Raw genomic sequence first — 12,735 nt, forward strand, 5'->3', positions numbered from 1 at the left:
CGTCGGCCGGCCCGCCGGGGGAAGACATGGAATATCTTCTTTTCGGCCTCGGATTCGCCCTCGCGCTGGAGGGGCTTGTCTACGCGCTGGCCCCCCGCATCGTCGAGGACCTGCTCGCGGCGCTGCGCGCGCTGCCTCCCGAGACCCGGCGGCTGCTGGGTCTCGTTGCCATTTCGATCGGCGCGGTCTTTCTGTGGGTGGCCAGCGCGCTGGGGATGTGACGGCCGCCGCCCACCGGCCCGCAGCGTTCACATCACGGCGAGGGCGGGCTTGAAGGTTTGCGCGCGCGCTTCGCTGCCATACATTAGCTCCAGCAACACGCCTGCCGGTCCGTCGCGCCCCGCGACGGGGCGCTTGCGGCTCACAGGATACCGAACACCAGAAAAGGAGTGCTCCGGTGCAATCAAAGGCAATCCAGACGACGATGCCGGCCGCGCCCGGCATCCTGCGCGGTTTCTGGCTTTTCGTGCTGGCGCTGGCCTTCGCGCTCGCGCAGGCTGTGTCCGCCCAGGCGCGCGGCACGCCCGAAAGTTTCGCCGACCTCGCCGACCAGGTCAGCCCGGCCGTGGTCAACATCACCACGACGACGACCGTCGCCGGAAGCGACGCGCCCCGCATGTTCCCCGAAGGCTCGCCCTTCGAGGATTTCTTCCGCGAATTCCAGGGACCCGGCGAGCCGGCCCCGCGGCGCAGCTCCTCCCTCGGCTCGGGGTTCGTCATCTCCGAGGACGGCTTCGTGGTCACCAACAACCACGTGATCGAGGGCGCGGACGAGATCCTCGTCGAATTCTTCGAAGGTTTCGAGCTTCAGGCCGAGGTGGTCGGCACCGACCCCAATACCGATATCGCGCTTCTCAAGGTCGCGCCGGACGAGCCGCTGCGGCACGTGCCTTTCGGCGACAGCGATGCGGCGCGCGTCGGCGAGTGGGTGATGGCGATGGGCAACCCGCTCGGACAGGGCTTCTCGGTGTCCGCCGGCATCGTGTCGGCGCGCAATCGGGCGCTTTCGGGCACCTATGACGACTACATCCAGACCGACGCCGCCATCAACCGCGGCAATTCGGGCGGGCCGCTGTTCAACATGGACGGCGAGGTGATCGGGGTGAACACCGCCATCCTCAGCCCCGACGGCGGCTCCATCGGCATCGGTTTCGCCATGGCGTCGAATGTCGTGATCGGTGTCGTCGATCAGCTGAAGGAGTTCGGCGAAACGCGGCGCGGCTGGCTCGGCGTGCGCATCCAGGATGTCACCCCCGACATTGCCGAGAGCATCGACGGGCTCGAAGAGGCGCGTGGCGCGCTCGTCACCGACGTGCCCGAGGGTCCCGCCCGCGAGGCCGGGATGGAATCGGGCGACGTGATCCTCGGCTTCGACGGCATAGAGGTGATGGACACGCGGCAACTCGTGCGCGTGGTCGCCAATACCGCCGTCGGCAAGTCGGTGCGGGTCACCGTGCTGCGCGACGGCAAGAGCCAGACGCTCAGGGTGACGCTCGGCCGCCGCGAGACGGCGGAGGGGTCGGTGCCCGCGGCCCAGCCCGGTCCCGAGGAAGAGCCAGCCGAATCGCAGATGCTCGGCATGACGGTGTCGCCGCTGACCGAGGAGCTGCGCGCCCAGCTGGAGCTTTCGTCCGATGCCGAGGGCCTCGTCGTGACGGACGTGGACGTCGAGTCCGAAGCCTACGACAAGGGCCTGCGCGCGGGTGACCTGATCACCGAGGCGGGGCAGGAGCGTCTGACCTCGGCCGAGGAACTCGAGGCGCGGATCGAGGACGCCCGTGACGCGGGCCGCAAATCCCTGCTCCTCCTCGTTCGCCGGGGGAGCGATCCGCGGTTCGTGGCGCTCGGCATCGGTGAAGGTTGACGCCGTCGCCGGATTGACCATGAAAGGGCGCTCCGACGGGGCGCCCTTTTTTCGTTCGGGCGCGGTCGCGGGGCTTGTCATGCGGCGCGCCTTTGCCCCTTCTGGCAGGCAGGGGTGAAGGTGGAGCGCGGGCGCGCGATGGCCGAGAATGGGACGTCTCTGGAATGGCGGCGCGGCGACAGCGCCGAGGTCGCGGCCGCCAACGCGGCCACCGCGCGCAGGCTCGATGAGCTGATCTCGGCCGGCGAGCGCGAGCGCGTGGTCGCCGCGCTCGAGACCTGGGCGCCCTCCGACATCCTCGACTGTTTTCTCGCGCTCCGCACGAAGAACGCGCAGAAGATGCTGCGCTGGCTGTCCGACGATCTCAGCCTGCGGGTCCTGTCGGAGGTCGATCCGCGCTTCAACCATGCGCTTTTCGCGGAGGCCACGCGGGCGAAGTTCGCCAAGCTGCTCGGCCGGCTCACGCTCGACCGGGCCAAGCGCCTTCTCGTGACGCTGCCCACGCGCCTCGCGCTCGAACTCGCCGACAGCCACCCGCAGGCAGAGCGGCTGCGCGAAATCCTCGTGGACAACGACAGCGCCGAAGCGGCGATGAAGCACGGCGCGGTGGTGGCGCGCGACACCGAGACGGTCCACGACGTGATCGAGGACATCCGACGCCGCTCGGACCGGATCGAACGGATCGACAGCCTGCATGTCGTGGACGCGGAAGGCCGGCTTGTCGGTTACATGAAGCTTCGGGACCTGATCCTCAACCACGGCCGCACGCCGGTGTCGGAGGTGATGCGGCGCGATCCGCCCGCGGTCGCGCGGGACACCGACCAGGAGGATGTGCTCGACCTCGCCAAGGCGCAGGGCGAGACGGTAATCGCCGTGGTGGACGAGGCGCACCGGCTGCTCGGCGTCATCGCGCCGCGCGAACTGACCGAGATCGCCCGGCGCGAAGCGCGCGAGGACATCATGCTGATGGGCAGCGTCTCGCCCGAATCGACGGGGTTCGACAGCCCGGGACAGATCGTGCGGCGGCGCCTTCCGTGGCTTCTGACCGGTCTCGCCGGGGCGCTCGTCACCGCGCTCGTGGTGGGCGCCTACGAGGAGACGCTGACCCAGGCCGCCATCCTCGCGAGCTTCATCCCCGTGGTCAGCGCCACGGCCGGCAACGCCAGCATGCAGGCCTCGACGGTGACGATCCAGGCGCTGTCGGAGCACGGCAAGCTCACCGGCGGCTTCGCCGCGCGCCTCGGCCGCGAGGTGGCGGGCGCGGCGATGAACGGCGTGGCGATGGGGCTTGCCGTCGGGCTGCTGCTTTTCGCGGTGTCCTTCGCGGTCCCGATCGAGCGCGCGCCCGCGCTGGTGGCCACGGTCGCCATGTCGCAGGTCCTGGTGATCCTCGTGGCGGGAACGGTGGGCACCATCGTGCCGGTGGCGCTTGCGCGGGCGAAGGTGGATCCGGCCGTGGCGATGGGGATCTTCATCCTCACCCTGAACGACGTGGCCGGGGTGCTCATCCTCTTCGCGATCGCCACGCAGCTCTACCTCTAGCCGGGCCCGCCGTGCGGGCCGCGCCGCGCCGGCGGTGTGCGCGGATCGGCATGGGTGGTGCCGGGCTGGTCGGCCGCGCGGCAGGGCTCCGGCGCGAGAAGCGCGTCGAGCATGTCCGAGATGTCCTCGATCCGTTCGGCGACGACATGGGTGACGCCATGCTCGCGCTGAAGCCGCCCGGTCACCCTCAGAAGCCGCGCCGCGATCACCGCGCGGCGGAAACGCTCGTAGAGCGCGCGCCAGACCACGACGTTCACCACCCCGGTCTCGTCCTCCAGCGTGACGAAGATCACCCCCTTTGCGGTGCCGGGCCGCTGGCGCAGGATCACGAGCCCTGCCACCGTCACCCGCGCGCCCGCGGGCGGCTCGCCAAGCCGCGCCGCCGGCAGCGCCGCGGGGGGGCGCGGCCAGGGCCCGGAAAAGGCGGGCCCGCGCGGGGCAGGGCGCAGCGTCAACATGAGAACGAAAATAGAACATTTGCGCGCCTGCGCAAGCCTGCGCGGTGTCCTGGCCGCGATGCCCCGGCAACGGGGTCGCAAATCGCTCTGGCGTGTCCTAGATCGCTTGGCTAGGAACCCCCGGAGGAATGAGCAAGGGAACGACGCGGCATGGCGAAGATCACCTATATCGAGCACAACGGCACCGAGCACGTCGTCGAGGTCCCGAACGGCCTGACCGTGATGGAAGGGGCGCGCGACAACAACATCCCCGGCATCGAGGCCGATTGCGGCGGCGCCTGCGCCTGCTCCACCTGCCATGTCTACGTCCACCCCGACTGGGTCGGCAAGCTGCCGCCCAGGGAGGACATGGAAGCCGACATGCTCGATTTCGCCTACGAGCCCGATCCCGAGCGGTCGCGGCTGACCTGCCAGCTCAAGGTCTCCGACGCGCTCGACGGCCTCGTGGTGCAGATGCCCGAAAAGCAGATCTGATGCGGCTCGCCGCGGCGCTCGCCTGTCTCGTCGCGGCCGGCTGCGCCGCGGCCGACGGCGGCCCTGCCGGCGATATCGAGTCCGCCCGGTACGAGGGGCCGCTCGATACCTATCCCCATCGCATCATGGGATCGATCCGCGAGAAGGCCGTGCTCGCCGTGACCACGACCGACGGGCATGTGTTGCGGATCGACCTGCGTGACGGGCCCGAACCCGACCATGTGTTCGAGGACACCGCCCCCCGCGTCGCCGATGCCGATGGCGACGGCGCGGCCGATGTGATCGTCGTCGAGACCGACCCGCAACTGGGCGCACAGCTTGCCGTCTATTCGCTGCGGCAGGGGGCGCTCGTGAAGGCGCACGCAACGCCGCATATCGGCACGCGCTTTCGCTGGCTCGCACCGGCGGGCATCGCGGATCTGAACGGCGACGGCGTGGCCGACATCGCCTATGTGGACCGGCCGCACCTCGCCCGCACCCTGCGCGTGTGGAGCTGGGCCGCCGGCGGCCTGACCGAGATCGCCGCGCTTGAAGGGCTCACGAACCACCGTATCGGCGACGAGGTGATCGCGGGCGGCATCCGCGACTGCGGGCAGGGCCCCGAGATCGTGCTGGCCGACGCCGGCTGGCGCCGCCTTCGCGCCGTGACGCTCGCGGATGGGCGTCTCGCCGCCCGCGACATCGGCCCGCTCGCCGATGGCATGAGCTTCGCCGCGGCCCTCGCCTGCGAGACCGGCTAGCCGCGCAACCTCCCCCCGCTCCCGTGCGCGGACGGTTCCCTGCTTCTTCTTGGCAGAAATACTCCGGGGGAGGCGCGCCGGCAGGCGCGGCGGGGGCGGAGCCCCCCGCGCCCTCTCAGCCCGCGCGGCCGCCGCTGAGCGCGCGCCAGCCGATGTCGGATCGCCAGACACCGCCCGGCCAGTCCACGGCGCGCACCATGGCGTAGGCACGCTCGGCCGCCTTGGCGAGTGTCGCGCCGCGCGCGGTCAGGGTCAGGACCCGCCCGCCGGCCGAGACGATGCGCCCGTCGGCGCGCGCTGTGCCGGCGTGAAAGCACTGGTGGAAACTGTCCTCGGGCAGCGCGTCCAGCCCGCCGATGGGCTCGCCCTTCGCGTAGTCGCCGGGATAGCCCTTCGCGGCCATCACCACGGTCATGGCGTGATCGCCCGCCCAGTTGACGCGGGCCGCGCCCAGCCGGCCCTCCGCGGTCGCCTGCATGAGATCGAGCGCCTGCGCGCCGAGGCGCAGCATCAGCACCTGCGCCTCCGGATCGCCGAAGCGGACGTTGAATTCCACGAGGCGCGGCCGGCCCTCCGCGATCATGAGCCCGGCGTAAAGGACCCCGGAATAGGGGGTGCCGCGCCGCGCCATCTCGGCCACCACCGGCTTCACGATCTCCTCGAGGGCGCGGGCCTCCACCTCCGGCGTCACCACGGGCGCGGGCGAATAGGCGCCCATGCCGCCGGTGTTGGGGCCGGTGTCGCCCTCGCCGATGCGCTTGTGGTCCTGCGCGGTGCCGACGGGCAGCACCTCCTCGCCGTCCACCAGCACGAAGAAGGAGGCCTCCTCGCCGGTCATGAACTCCTCGATCACCACCTCGGCGCCCGCCTGCCCGAAAGCGCCCGCGAACATCTCGTCCACCGCCGCGCGGGCCTCGTCGAGCGTCTCGGCAACCACCACGCCCTTCCCGGCGGCGAGCCCGTCGGCCTTTACCACGACGGGCGCGCCGGTGGTCTCGAGGTGCGCCCTGGCGGCGCGGGCGTCGGTGAAGCGCGCCCAGGCGGCGGTGGGCGCGCCGCAGGCATCGCAGATCTCCTTCGTGAAGGCCTTCGAGGCTTCGAGCCGTGCCGCCGCCGCCGACGGACCGAAGACGGCGACGCCCGCGTCGCGCAGCCGGTCGGCGATCCCTGCGGCGAGCGGCGCTTCGGGTCCCACGATCGCGAGGTCGATCGCCTCGCTTTCGCAGAAATTCGCCACCGCTGCGCCGTCGAGAATGTCGAGCGACGCGCAGGTCGCGATCGCCGCGATGCCGGCGTTGCCGGGTGCCACGATCAGCTTGTCGCATTTCGGGTTCTGCATCGCCGCCCAGGCGAGCGCGTGCTCGCGGCCCCCGCCGCCGAGAATCAGGATGTTCATGCGTCGTGCCTCCGCTCGGGTCGCGCCTGATTAGGGGCGCGGCGGGCGCGGAGCAAGCTTGGGCCCGGTTTGCGTGGCGTGTTATCGTATGCTCGACTTCACACCGAACCGAGAGGAGAGACGCCATGTCCGCACTCGACGGCAAGACCATCGCCATTCTCGCCACCAACGGCTTCGAGCAATCCGAACTGGAGGTGCCCCGGGACCGTCTCGCCGCGGCGGGCGCCACCGTGCATGTGGTCTCGCCCGAAAGCGGCGAGATCACCGGCTGGGACGGCGACAACTGGGGCCGCCCCGTCCGCGTGGACCGCGACCTCGCCGGGGCCGACGCCGCGGACTACGACGCGCTGGTGTTGCCCGGCGGCCAGATCAACCCCGACCTTCTGCGGGTCGAGCCGGCGGCGGTGGCCCTCGTCTCGGCGTTCTGGGCGGCCGGCAAGCCCATCGGCGCGATCTGCCACGCGCCCTGGCTTCTGGTGGAGGCGGATGTCGTGCGCGGCCGCCGCGTGACCTCCTACCCTTCGATCCGCACCGACCTGCGTAACGCCGGCGGCGAATGGGAGGAGTCCGAGGTCGTCATCGACCAGGGCCTCATCACCAGTCGCCACCCGGGCGACCTCGACGCGTTCTGCGACAAGCTCGTCGAGGAGATCGGCGAGGGGCGCCACCACGACCGCGCGGCATGAGCTTCCCTTCGCCGGCCGGATCGGGCATGCAGGCGGCATGTCCGATCTGATCGAAGATGACGGGCCCGGAGCGGGGCCGCGCGGCAACGCCCCCGAATTCACGGTGTCGGAGCTTTCCGGCGCCGTGAAGCGTGTCGTGGAAGGGGAGTTTCCCCATGTCCGCGTGCGCGGCGAGGTGGGGCGCGTCTCGCGGCCGCGCTCGGGGCATGTCTATCTCGACCTCAAGGACGAGCGCGCGGTGCTTTCGGGCGTGATCTGGAAGGGCGCTGCGGCGCGGCTCGCCACCCAGCCCGAGGAAGGGCTCGAGGTGGTAGCCACCGGGCGGCTGACGACGTTCCCCGGCCAGTCGCGCTACCAGATCGTGATCGAGGACATCCGGCCCGCCGGGCAGGGCGCGCTCATGGCGCTGCTCGAGCAGCGCAAGAAGCAGCTCGCCGCCGAGGGGCTTTTCGACGAGGCGCGCAAGAGGCGCCTGCCCTACCTGCCCGAGGTGATCGGGGTCGTGACCTCGCCCTCGGGCGCGGTGATCCGCGACATCCTCCATCGCCTGCGCGACCGCTTCCCGCGCCACGTGCTGATCTGGCCCGTGGCGGTGCAGGGCGAGCGCTGCGCGCCCGAGGTGGCGAACGCCATCCGGGGCTTCAACGCGCTGCCCAGGCGCGGGCCGATCCCGCGGCCAGACCTCCTGATCGTGGCCCGTGGCGGCGGCTCCATCGAGGATCTTTGGGGCTTCAACGAAGAGATCGTGGCCCGCGCCGCCGCGGCCTCCGGGATCCCGCTCGTCTCGGCGGTGGGCCACGAGACCGACACCACGCTCATCGATTTCGTCTCCGACCGCCGCGCCCCAACGCCCACTGCCGCGGCGGAGCTTGCGGTGCCGGTGCGGCTCGACCTCGTCGTGTGGCTCGACGGGCAGGGCGGGCGGCTCACCCATGCGCTGACCGCGGGCCTCGCGCGGCGCGGCGAGCGGCTGCGCGACCTCGGCCGCGGCCTGCCGCGCCCCGAAACGCTGGTGGAATATCCCCGCCAGCGGCTCGATACGCTGTCGGACCGGCTGCCCGCGGCGCTCTCGCGCGGGGTGCAGGCCCGGCGTGTGACGCTTTCCGAGGCCGCGGGAAGCCTCAGGCCGGCATTGCTGGCCTCGCGCCTCGACTTCCGCCGGGACGCCTTCGCGGCGCTTGGCCCGCGCCTCGCCCCCGCGCTTGCGCGCCTTGTCGCGGCGCGGCGCGAGGCACTGGGCCGCCGCGCGGACCGGCTGGACCTGCGCCCGGTGCGCGACGACCTCGCCCGGCGGCGCGAGGCGCTGGACAGGGTTGCCCGCCGGCTTTCCGAGGCGGGCGCGGCGGGACTCGCGGCGCGCCGCGAGCGGCTCGCCGCCCTCGACCGGCTGCGCGAGACGCTGGGCTACCGCGCCACGCTGGAGCGCGGCTATGCCGTGGTCCGCGGCGACGGCGCCGTGGTCACGCGCAAGGCGGCGGCCGAGGCCGCGAGCGCGCTGGAGGTTGAGTTCGCCGATGGCCGGCTGCGCCTCGGGCAGGGCCCGAAGCGCGGCGGCGGGAGCAAGGCGAGCGACCCGCCGCCCGAGCAGGGCTCCCTGTTCTAGGCGCGGTCAGCGCCGGGCGAGAATGAGCGTCTCGCCCCCCCCGCGCAACAGCAGCGCGCCGGTTTCGTCGATGTCGAAGCCGTCCACTTTCCCCAGCGCGTCGTAGAATCGCTGTTCCTGGTTCATGACCGCCTCCGCGCAGGCCATCATGGTCCCCGCGACCGGCCCGACGGTCAGCCGCTCTCCGGTCAGTTCGAACTGGCCGGTATAGCGGTTGCAGCCGCCGGTGCCGCTGACGCGGCCCTCCCGGCCGACATGGACGGTCACGCGCGACGAATCGATCAGCCCTTCGCCGGAGATGTCCTCGACCACCCACTCGCGTCCGGTCAGAAGCTCGATCGGCGCACCGCCGCAGCCGCGAAGCGTCTGCTCGCGCGTCTCGACGGTCACGGTTTCGGGATAGGGCATTCCGGTCATGCTGTCGCGGCAGATCGTCTCGGCCACGGTCAGGCGGATGTCGGCCTCGGGCATCGCGTAGCCGAAGGCCCCGTCCGCGATCACGGGATCGGGAAGCTGGGCGGTCACCGATTCGGCGCCCATGCCGGTGGTCAGGGTGACCTGTCCGCCCTGCATCTCCAGCGTCCAGAACGGCTCGTTGCCGCGCGCGGTCCATGCGGGCGCGGCGTCGGGGGGCACGAGCCGGCACTCCGGCAGCGCCTCGCCATCGATTTCGACCATTGCGCTGTCGCCCTTCGTCCAGACCATGGCCGAACCGTCGGCGGCCTCGAACTTCGCGCCGGACGCCGCGCGCACCTGATCGAGCTCGATCACGGCGGTCCCGGTGTCCAGAAGCGCCTTTTCGCCGGCGAAGCCGAGCCGCAGACGCCGGTCGCCGCAGACCATCTCGCTGGTGAATCCCATCGGCGTGTAGGGCCGCAGCATGACCTCGCCCACGTCCACCGGCTCTGCGCCGGGTTCCACGGCCACGGGCGCGCTCAGCCAGCGCGGCGCGCCGTCCACGAAGATCGCCACCCGCAGATCGGCGCGCAGGCCTTGCGGGATGTCCACCGAGAAGGGCAGGGGCACCTGCGCGCCCTCGGTGGCTTCGCGGACGAAGCCCAGGCTTTCGTCGTTGAAGCCGCGCGCCTCCACCGCGATCTCGGCGTCGGGCGGCAGGGCGATGCGCGCCATGTAGGACGCGCGGCCCTCGATCGGGCGGCTGTCCTGCGCCGAGACGGCCGGCGCGAGCGCCGTCAGGGCGAGCGTCAGGCCAAGCGCCGCGACGCGATGAAAAACGGGCATGGAACGTCTCCTTGCGGGGTGATGTGTCATCGGAACGGTGTCCGCCGGGCGCGAGCGTGCCGGCATTCTGTAACGGGCGCGCGACCCCGCGGCCATCAGACGCCCACCTCGGGGCCGAGGCACTGCATCGGCTCGTCGCTTTCCCCCGCCTCGTAGAGCGGCACCGCGGTGTCATCCTCGAAGATCGCGGTCAGCCCGCCGCCCGGTGCGCGGAAGAACTGCCAGCATTGCGGCCCGAGACGGTCATCCTCGTAGACGAAGCAGATGTAGCCGCGCGCGTCCTCGTACCAGCGCCCCTCGATGCACTCGCCGTCGAGGAAGGACCAGACCACCTCGCGGTCGTCCTTGTATTCCTCGACCCCGTAGGCCTGCCCGGACTGACCGTAATAGAGCGTCTTTCCGCGCGTGTAGGCGTCGAACTCCTCGGCGTTCATGGGCTGGGCGGCCGCAAGCGGCGTTGCGGCCAGAAGCGCGGCGCAGATCAGGGCGTGAAGGGTGCGGTACGACATTTTTCGAACCTGCCATGGCGGCGCGGCGATGTTAACCGCTCATTGCAGCCGAGGGCCCGGCATGCGCGGTCCATCAGGGCAGGCGCCGCAGCATGTAGGCCACGCGCTTGCCCGGCAGGAACGCGCCTTCGCCCACCGCGTCGAAGCCTTCGCGCGCGTGAAATGCCAGCGAGGCCGGGTTCGGCGGGGCCACGTTCACCTCGCATGCGATCAGGCTGCGCCCGCTCGCCCGCGTCGCGTCGTAAAGCGCGGCGTAGAGCCGCCGTGCGAAACCGCGCCCGCGCGCGTCCGGATCCACGATCACCCGGTCCACGTAGACGAAAGCGGGATAACGCGCCTTGAACCAGCGGAAATTCGGGCTGTCATAGGCCGCGCCCTCGTCGAAGGCGATCAGGAAGCCCGTGCCGTCCCCGAACGCCGGCGCGGCGAAGGCGGCGGCGCACATCGCCTCGAGGTCCTCGGCGCGAAGCGGCGATGTCTCGGCCTCGTGCATCCGGTTGAGCCGCAGCGCTCTGGCGCGAAGGTCGGGGCCTGCGCCGCGCAGGTCCGACATCGCGGCGGGGGCGGCGGGCGTCTTGCCCGTTGCGGGGGCAGGCGGGTCATCGCGGCGCGGCGCGGTCTTTCCGGTCCTGGTCATCGGTCGTTTCCTCCGTGCTGCGCCGGAACGCTGCCATCCTCGAGGATCATAGGCGGGGCGGCTCTGCCCTTCCATCCCGTCGCGCCAGTGGTTAGGTGAAGAAAAACCGAAAGCGTGCGCGAATGGCCTTTTTCAGAAAGCTCAAGGACCGTCTTTTCAAGTCCTCGTCGAAGATCGACGAGGGGCTCGAGGCCATTGTCGAGGAGGGCGGCGCCGTCGAGCCGGACGCGCCCAAGCCCGCGCCCGAGCATCCGGCCGAGCCCGAGCCGTCGCCCGAGCGCGAACCGACACCGATCCCCTCGCCCGCGCCCGAACCGGAGCCGGAACCGGAGCCCGCGCCGCGGCCCGCGCCCGAAGAGGAGCCCGCGCGCCCGCCCGAGGAGGAGCCCGCCCCGGCCCCGTTCGAGCCGCCCGAAGAGCCGCGCCCGGCGGACCCCGAGCCCGCGACCCCGCCGCGCGAGCGCCCGCAACCGGGCGAGCCGGGGCCCGGGCCGATGCCCGTGGAGATCCCCGGCGACGCGCCGCAGGAAGAGCCGCCGCAGGAAGGCCGCGGTCTTCTGGGACGGCTTCTGGGGCGCCGCGGCGATGCGCCCGTCATGCGGCGCAGCCTCGACGACGAGATGCTGGAGCGCCTCGAGGAATTGCTGATCGCGGCCGACATGGGGGTGGATACGGCCCTGCGCGTCACGGCGAACATGGCCGAGGGCCGGTTCGGCCGGAAACTCTCTGTGGAGGAGATCAAGCGCCTGCTCGCGCAGGAGATCGCCCGCATCCTGGAGCCGGTGGCGAAGCCGCTGCCGATCTACGCCAGGCGCCCGCAGGTGGTTCTGGTGGTGGGCGTCAACGGGTCCGGAAAGACGACGACCATCGGCAAGCTCGCAAGCCAGTTCCGCGCCGCGGGCAAGCAGGTCGTGATCGCCGCGGGCGACACGTTTCGCGCCGCCGCGGTGGAGCAGTTGCAGATCTGGGGCGAGCGCGCCGGCGTGCCGGTGCTGACCGCGCCGGAGGGGTCGGACCCCGCGAGCCTCGCCTTCGACGCGATGACGAAGGCCGAGGCCGAGGGCGCGGACCTTCTGCTGATCGACACCGCCGGGCGGTTGCAGAACCGCCAGGACCTGATGGAGGAGCTTGCCAAGATCGTGCGGGTGATCCGCAAGAAGGACCCCGACGCGCCGCACAACACGCTTCTGGTGCTGGACGCCACCACGGGCCAGAACGCGCTCAACCAGGTCGACGTGTTCCGCAAGATCGCCGACGTGACCGGTCTTGTCATGACGAAGCTCGACGGCACCGCGAAAGGCGGGGTGCTGGTGGCGCTCGCCGACCGCTTCGGTCTGCCGATCCACGCCATCGGCGTGGGAGAGCAGATCGACGACCTCGCCCCCTTCGATCCCGAGGAGTTCGCCGCCGCGCTGACCGGGCTGGACAACTCGGCATGAATGGACGCGCCCGCGGGGGCGCCGCCCCCGCGGCAGGGGCCGCGCAGCCGTCGCCGTCGGCCCCAGACACCTGCCATGCCCGCATGGCCTCTTCGAGTCGCTGCCCCGCACCGCGAACCGGCCCGCCCGCGCCACCGCGCCCGGT

The 12,735-nt window shown here is 71.6% G+C and carries 13 protein-coding genes; 8 read left to right on the forward strand and 5 right to left on the reverse strand.

All coding sequences use genetic code 11. The annotated features are described in order from the left end of the window. Positions 1-26 precede the first annotated feature (26 nt). The 3 genes from AB6A69_RS00855 to AB6A69_RS00865 all read left to right on the forward strand — a co-directional run bounded on the left by AB6A69_RS00855 (position 27) and on the right by AB6A69_RS00865 (position 3,406). Positions 27-221 carry a DUF2065 domain-containing protein gene (locus AB6A69_RS00855; protein ID WP_371059271.1) on the forward strand — a complete coding sequence of 65 codons (195 nt, stop codon included), beginning with the start codon at positions 27-29 and terminating at the stop codon, positions 219-221. A 203-nt stretch (positions 222-424) separates the two neighbouring features. Next, a complete protein-coding gene (locus AB6A69_RS00860; RefSeq protein WP_371059615.1) occupies positions 425-1,864 on the forward strand; it encodes a Do family serine endopeptidase in 1,440 nt (479 codons plus the stop codon). Between the two features lie 138 nt (positions 1,865-2,002). Next, a complete protein-coding gene (locus AB6A69_RS00865; RefSeq protein ID WP_371059272.1) occupies positions 2,003-3,406 on the forward strand; it encodes a magnesium transporter in 1,404 nt (467 codons plus the stop codon). Here the strand turns inward: AB6A69_RS00865 and AB6A69_RS00870 are convergent. Beyond that, the gene (locus AB6A69_RS00870) at positions 3,403-3,864 is read right to left on the reverse strand and encodes an OB-fold nucleic acid binding domain-containing protein (protein WP_371059273.1); all 462 of its coding nucleotides are present in this window, start codon (positions 3,862-3,864) and stop codon (positions 3,403-3,405) included. The genes AB6A69_RS00865 and AB6A69_RS00870 overlap by 4 nt on opposite strands. Before the next feature lie 150 nt (positions 3,865-4,014). Here AB6A69_RS00870 and AB6A69_RS00875 point away from each other — a divergent pair, with 150 nt between their 5' ends. Continuing rightward, positions 4,015-4,338, forward strand: coding sequence for a 2Fe-2S iron-sulfur cluster-binding protein (locus AB6A69_RS00875; protein ID WP_371036612.1), 324 nt, complete (start codon positions 4,015-4,017; stop codon positions 4,336-4,338). Then, on the forward strand, positions 4,338-5,078 hold the full coding sequence (locus tag AB6A69_RS00880; RefSeq protein ID WP_371059274.1) for an FG-GAP-like repeat-containing protein: 741 nt from the start codon (positions 4,338-4,340) through the stop codon (positions 5,076-5,078). Before AB6A69_RS00875 ends, AB6A69_RS00880 begins: the two co-directional genes overlap by 1 nt. A 115-nt stretch (positions 5,079-5,193) precedes the next feature. On the opposite strand, the gene purD is transcribed toward AB6A69_RS00880, so the two are convergent. Further along, positions 5,194-6,474 carry a phosphoribosylamine--glycine ligase gene (gene purD / locus AB6A69_RS00885; RefSeq protein ID WP_371059275.1) on the reverse strand — a complete coding sequence of 427 codons (1,281 nt, stop codon included), beginning with the start codon at positions 6,472-6,474 and terminating at the stop codon, positions 5,194-5,196. A 125-nt stretch (positions 6,475-6,599) separates the two neighbouring features. On the opposite strand from purD, the gene AB6A69_RS00890 reads away from it, so the two are divergent. Further along, a complete protein-coding gene (locus AB6A69_RS00890; RefSeq protein ID WP_371059276.1) occupies positions 6,600-7,160 on the forward strand; it encodes a type 1 glutamine amidotransferase domain-containing protein in 561 nt (186 codons plus the stop codon). A gap of 37 nt (positions 7,161-7,197) precedes the next feature. Then, a complete protein-coding gene (xseA, locus tag AB6A69_RS00895) occupies positions 7,198-8,763 on the forward strand; it encodes an exodeoxyribonuclease VII large subunit (protein WP_371059277.1) in 1,566 nt (521 codons plus the stop codon). Positions 8,764-8,769: 6 nt separating this feature from the next. Here the strand turns inward: xseA and AB6A69_RS00900 are convergent, their stop codons facing one another. The 3 genes from AB6A69_RS00900 to AB6A69_RS00910 form a co-directional block, all read right to left on the reverse strand. Further along, on the reverse strand, positions 8,770-10,005 hold the full coding sequence (locus AB6A69_RS00900; RefSeq protein WP_371059278.1) for an META domain-containing protein: 1,236 nt from the start codon (positions 10,003-10,005) through the stop codon (positions 8,770-8,772). Between the two features lie 95 nt (positions 10,006-10,100). Further along, a complete protein-coding gene (locus AB6A69_RS00905; protein ID WP_371059279.1) occupies positions 10,101-10,514 on the reverse strand; it encodes a hypothetical protein in 414 nt (137 codons plus the stop codon). Between the two features lie 73 nt (positions 10,515-10,587). Then, on the reverse strand, positions 10,588-11,151 hold the full coding sequence (locus AB6A69_RS00910; protein ID WP_371059280.1) for a GNAT family N-acetyltransferase: 564 nt from the start codon (positions 11,149-11,151) through the stop codon (positions 10,588-10,590). A gap of 122 nt (positions 11,152-11,273) precedes the next feature. Here AB6A69_RS00910 and ftsY point away from each other — a divergent pair, with 122 nt between their 5' ends. Continuing rightward, a complete protein-coding gene (gene ftsY / locus AB6A69_RS00915; RefSeq protein WP_371059281.1) occupies positions 11,274-12,590 on the forward strand; it encodes a signal recognition particle-docking protein FtsY in 1,317 nt (438 codons plus the stop codon). The last annotated feature ends 145 nt before the right edge of the window (positions 12,591-12,735 follow it).

Source organism: Rhodosalinus sp. 5P4, from assembly GCF_041365695.1.
In the GTDB taxonomy this organism is placed as follows: Bacteria; Pseudomonadota; Alphaproteobacteria; order Rhodobacterales; family Rhodobacteraceae; genus Rhodosalinus.

Bases quoted from the DNA above. Each gene is read 5' to 3' on its own strand.
- AB6A69_RS00870 (WP_371059273.1), bottom strand. From the start codon at position 3,864: ATGTTGACGCTGCGCCCTGCCCCGCGCGGGCCCGCCTTTTCCGGGCCC.
- AB6A69_RS00880 (WP_371059274.1), top strand. From the start codon at position 4,338: ATGCGGCTCGCCGCGGCGCTCGCCTGTCTCGTCGCGGCCGGCTGCGCC.
- xseA (WP_371059277.1), top strand. From the start codon at position 7,198: ATGTCCGATCTGATCGAAGATGACGGGCCCGGAGCGGGGCCGCGCGGC.
- purD (WP_371059275.1), bottom strand. From the start codon at position 6,474: ATGAACATCCTGATTCTCGGCGGCGGGGGCCGCGAGCACGCGCTCGCC.
- AB6A69_RS00905 (WP_371059279.1), bottom strand. From the start codon at position 10,514: ATGTCGTACCGCACCCTTCACGCCCTGATCTGCGCCGCGCTTCTGGCC.
- AB6A69_RS00910 (WP_371059280.1), bottom strand. From the start codon at position 11,151: ATGACCAGGACCGGAAAGACCGCGCCGCGCCGCGATGACCCGCCTGCC.
- AB6A69_RS00900 (WP_371059278.1), bottom strand. From the start codon at position 10,005: ATGCCCGTTTTTCATCGCGTCGCGGCGCTTGGCCTGACGCTCGCCCTG.
- ftsY (WP_371059281.1), top strand. From the start codon at position 11,274: ATGGCCTTTTTCAGAAAGCTCAAGGACCGTCTTTTCAAGTCCTCGTCG.
- AB6A69_RS00875 (WP_371036612.1), top strand. From the start codon at position 4,015: ATGGCGAAGATCACCTATATCGAGCACAACGGCACCGAGCACGTCGTC.
- AB6A69_RS00865 (WP_371059272.1), top strand. From the start codon at position 2,003: ATGGCCGAGAATGGGACGTCTCTGGAATGGCGGCGCGGCGACAGCGCC.
- AB6A69_RS00890 (WP_371059276.1), top strand. From the start codon at position 6,600: ATGTCCGCACTCGACGGCAAGACCATCGCCATTCTCGCCACCAACGGC.
- AB6A69_RS00860 (WP_371059615.1), top strand. From the start codon at position 425: ATGCCGGCCGCGCCCGGCATCCTGCGCGGTTTCTGGCTTTTCGTGCTG.
- AB6A69_RS00855 (WP_371059271.1), top strand. From the start codon at position 27: ATGGAATATCTTCTTTTCGGCCTCGGATTCGCCCTCGCGCTGGAGGGG.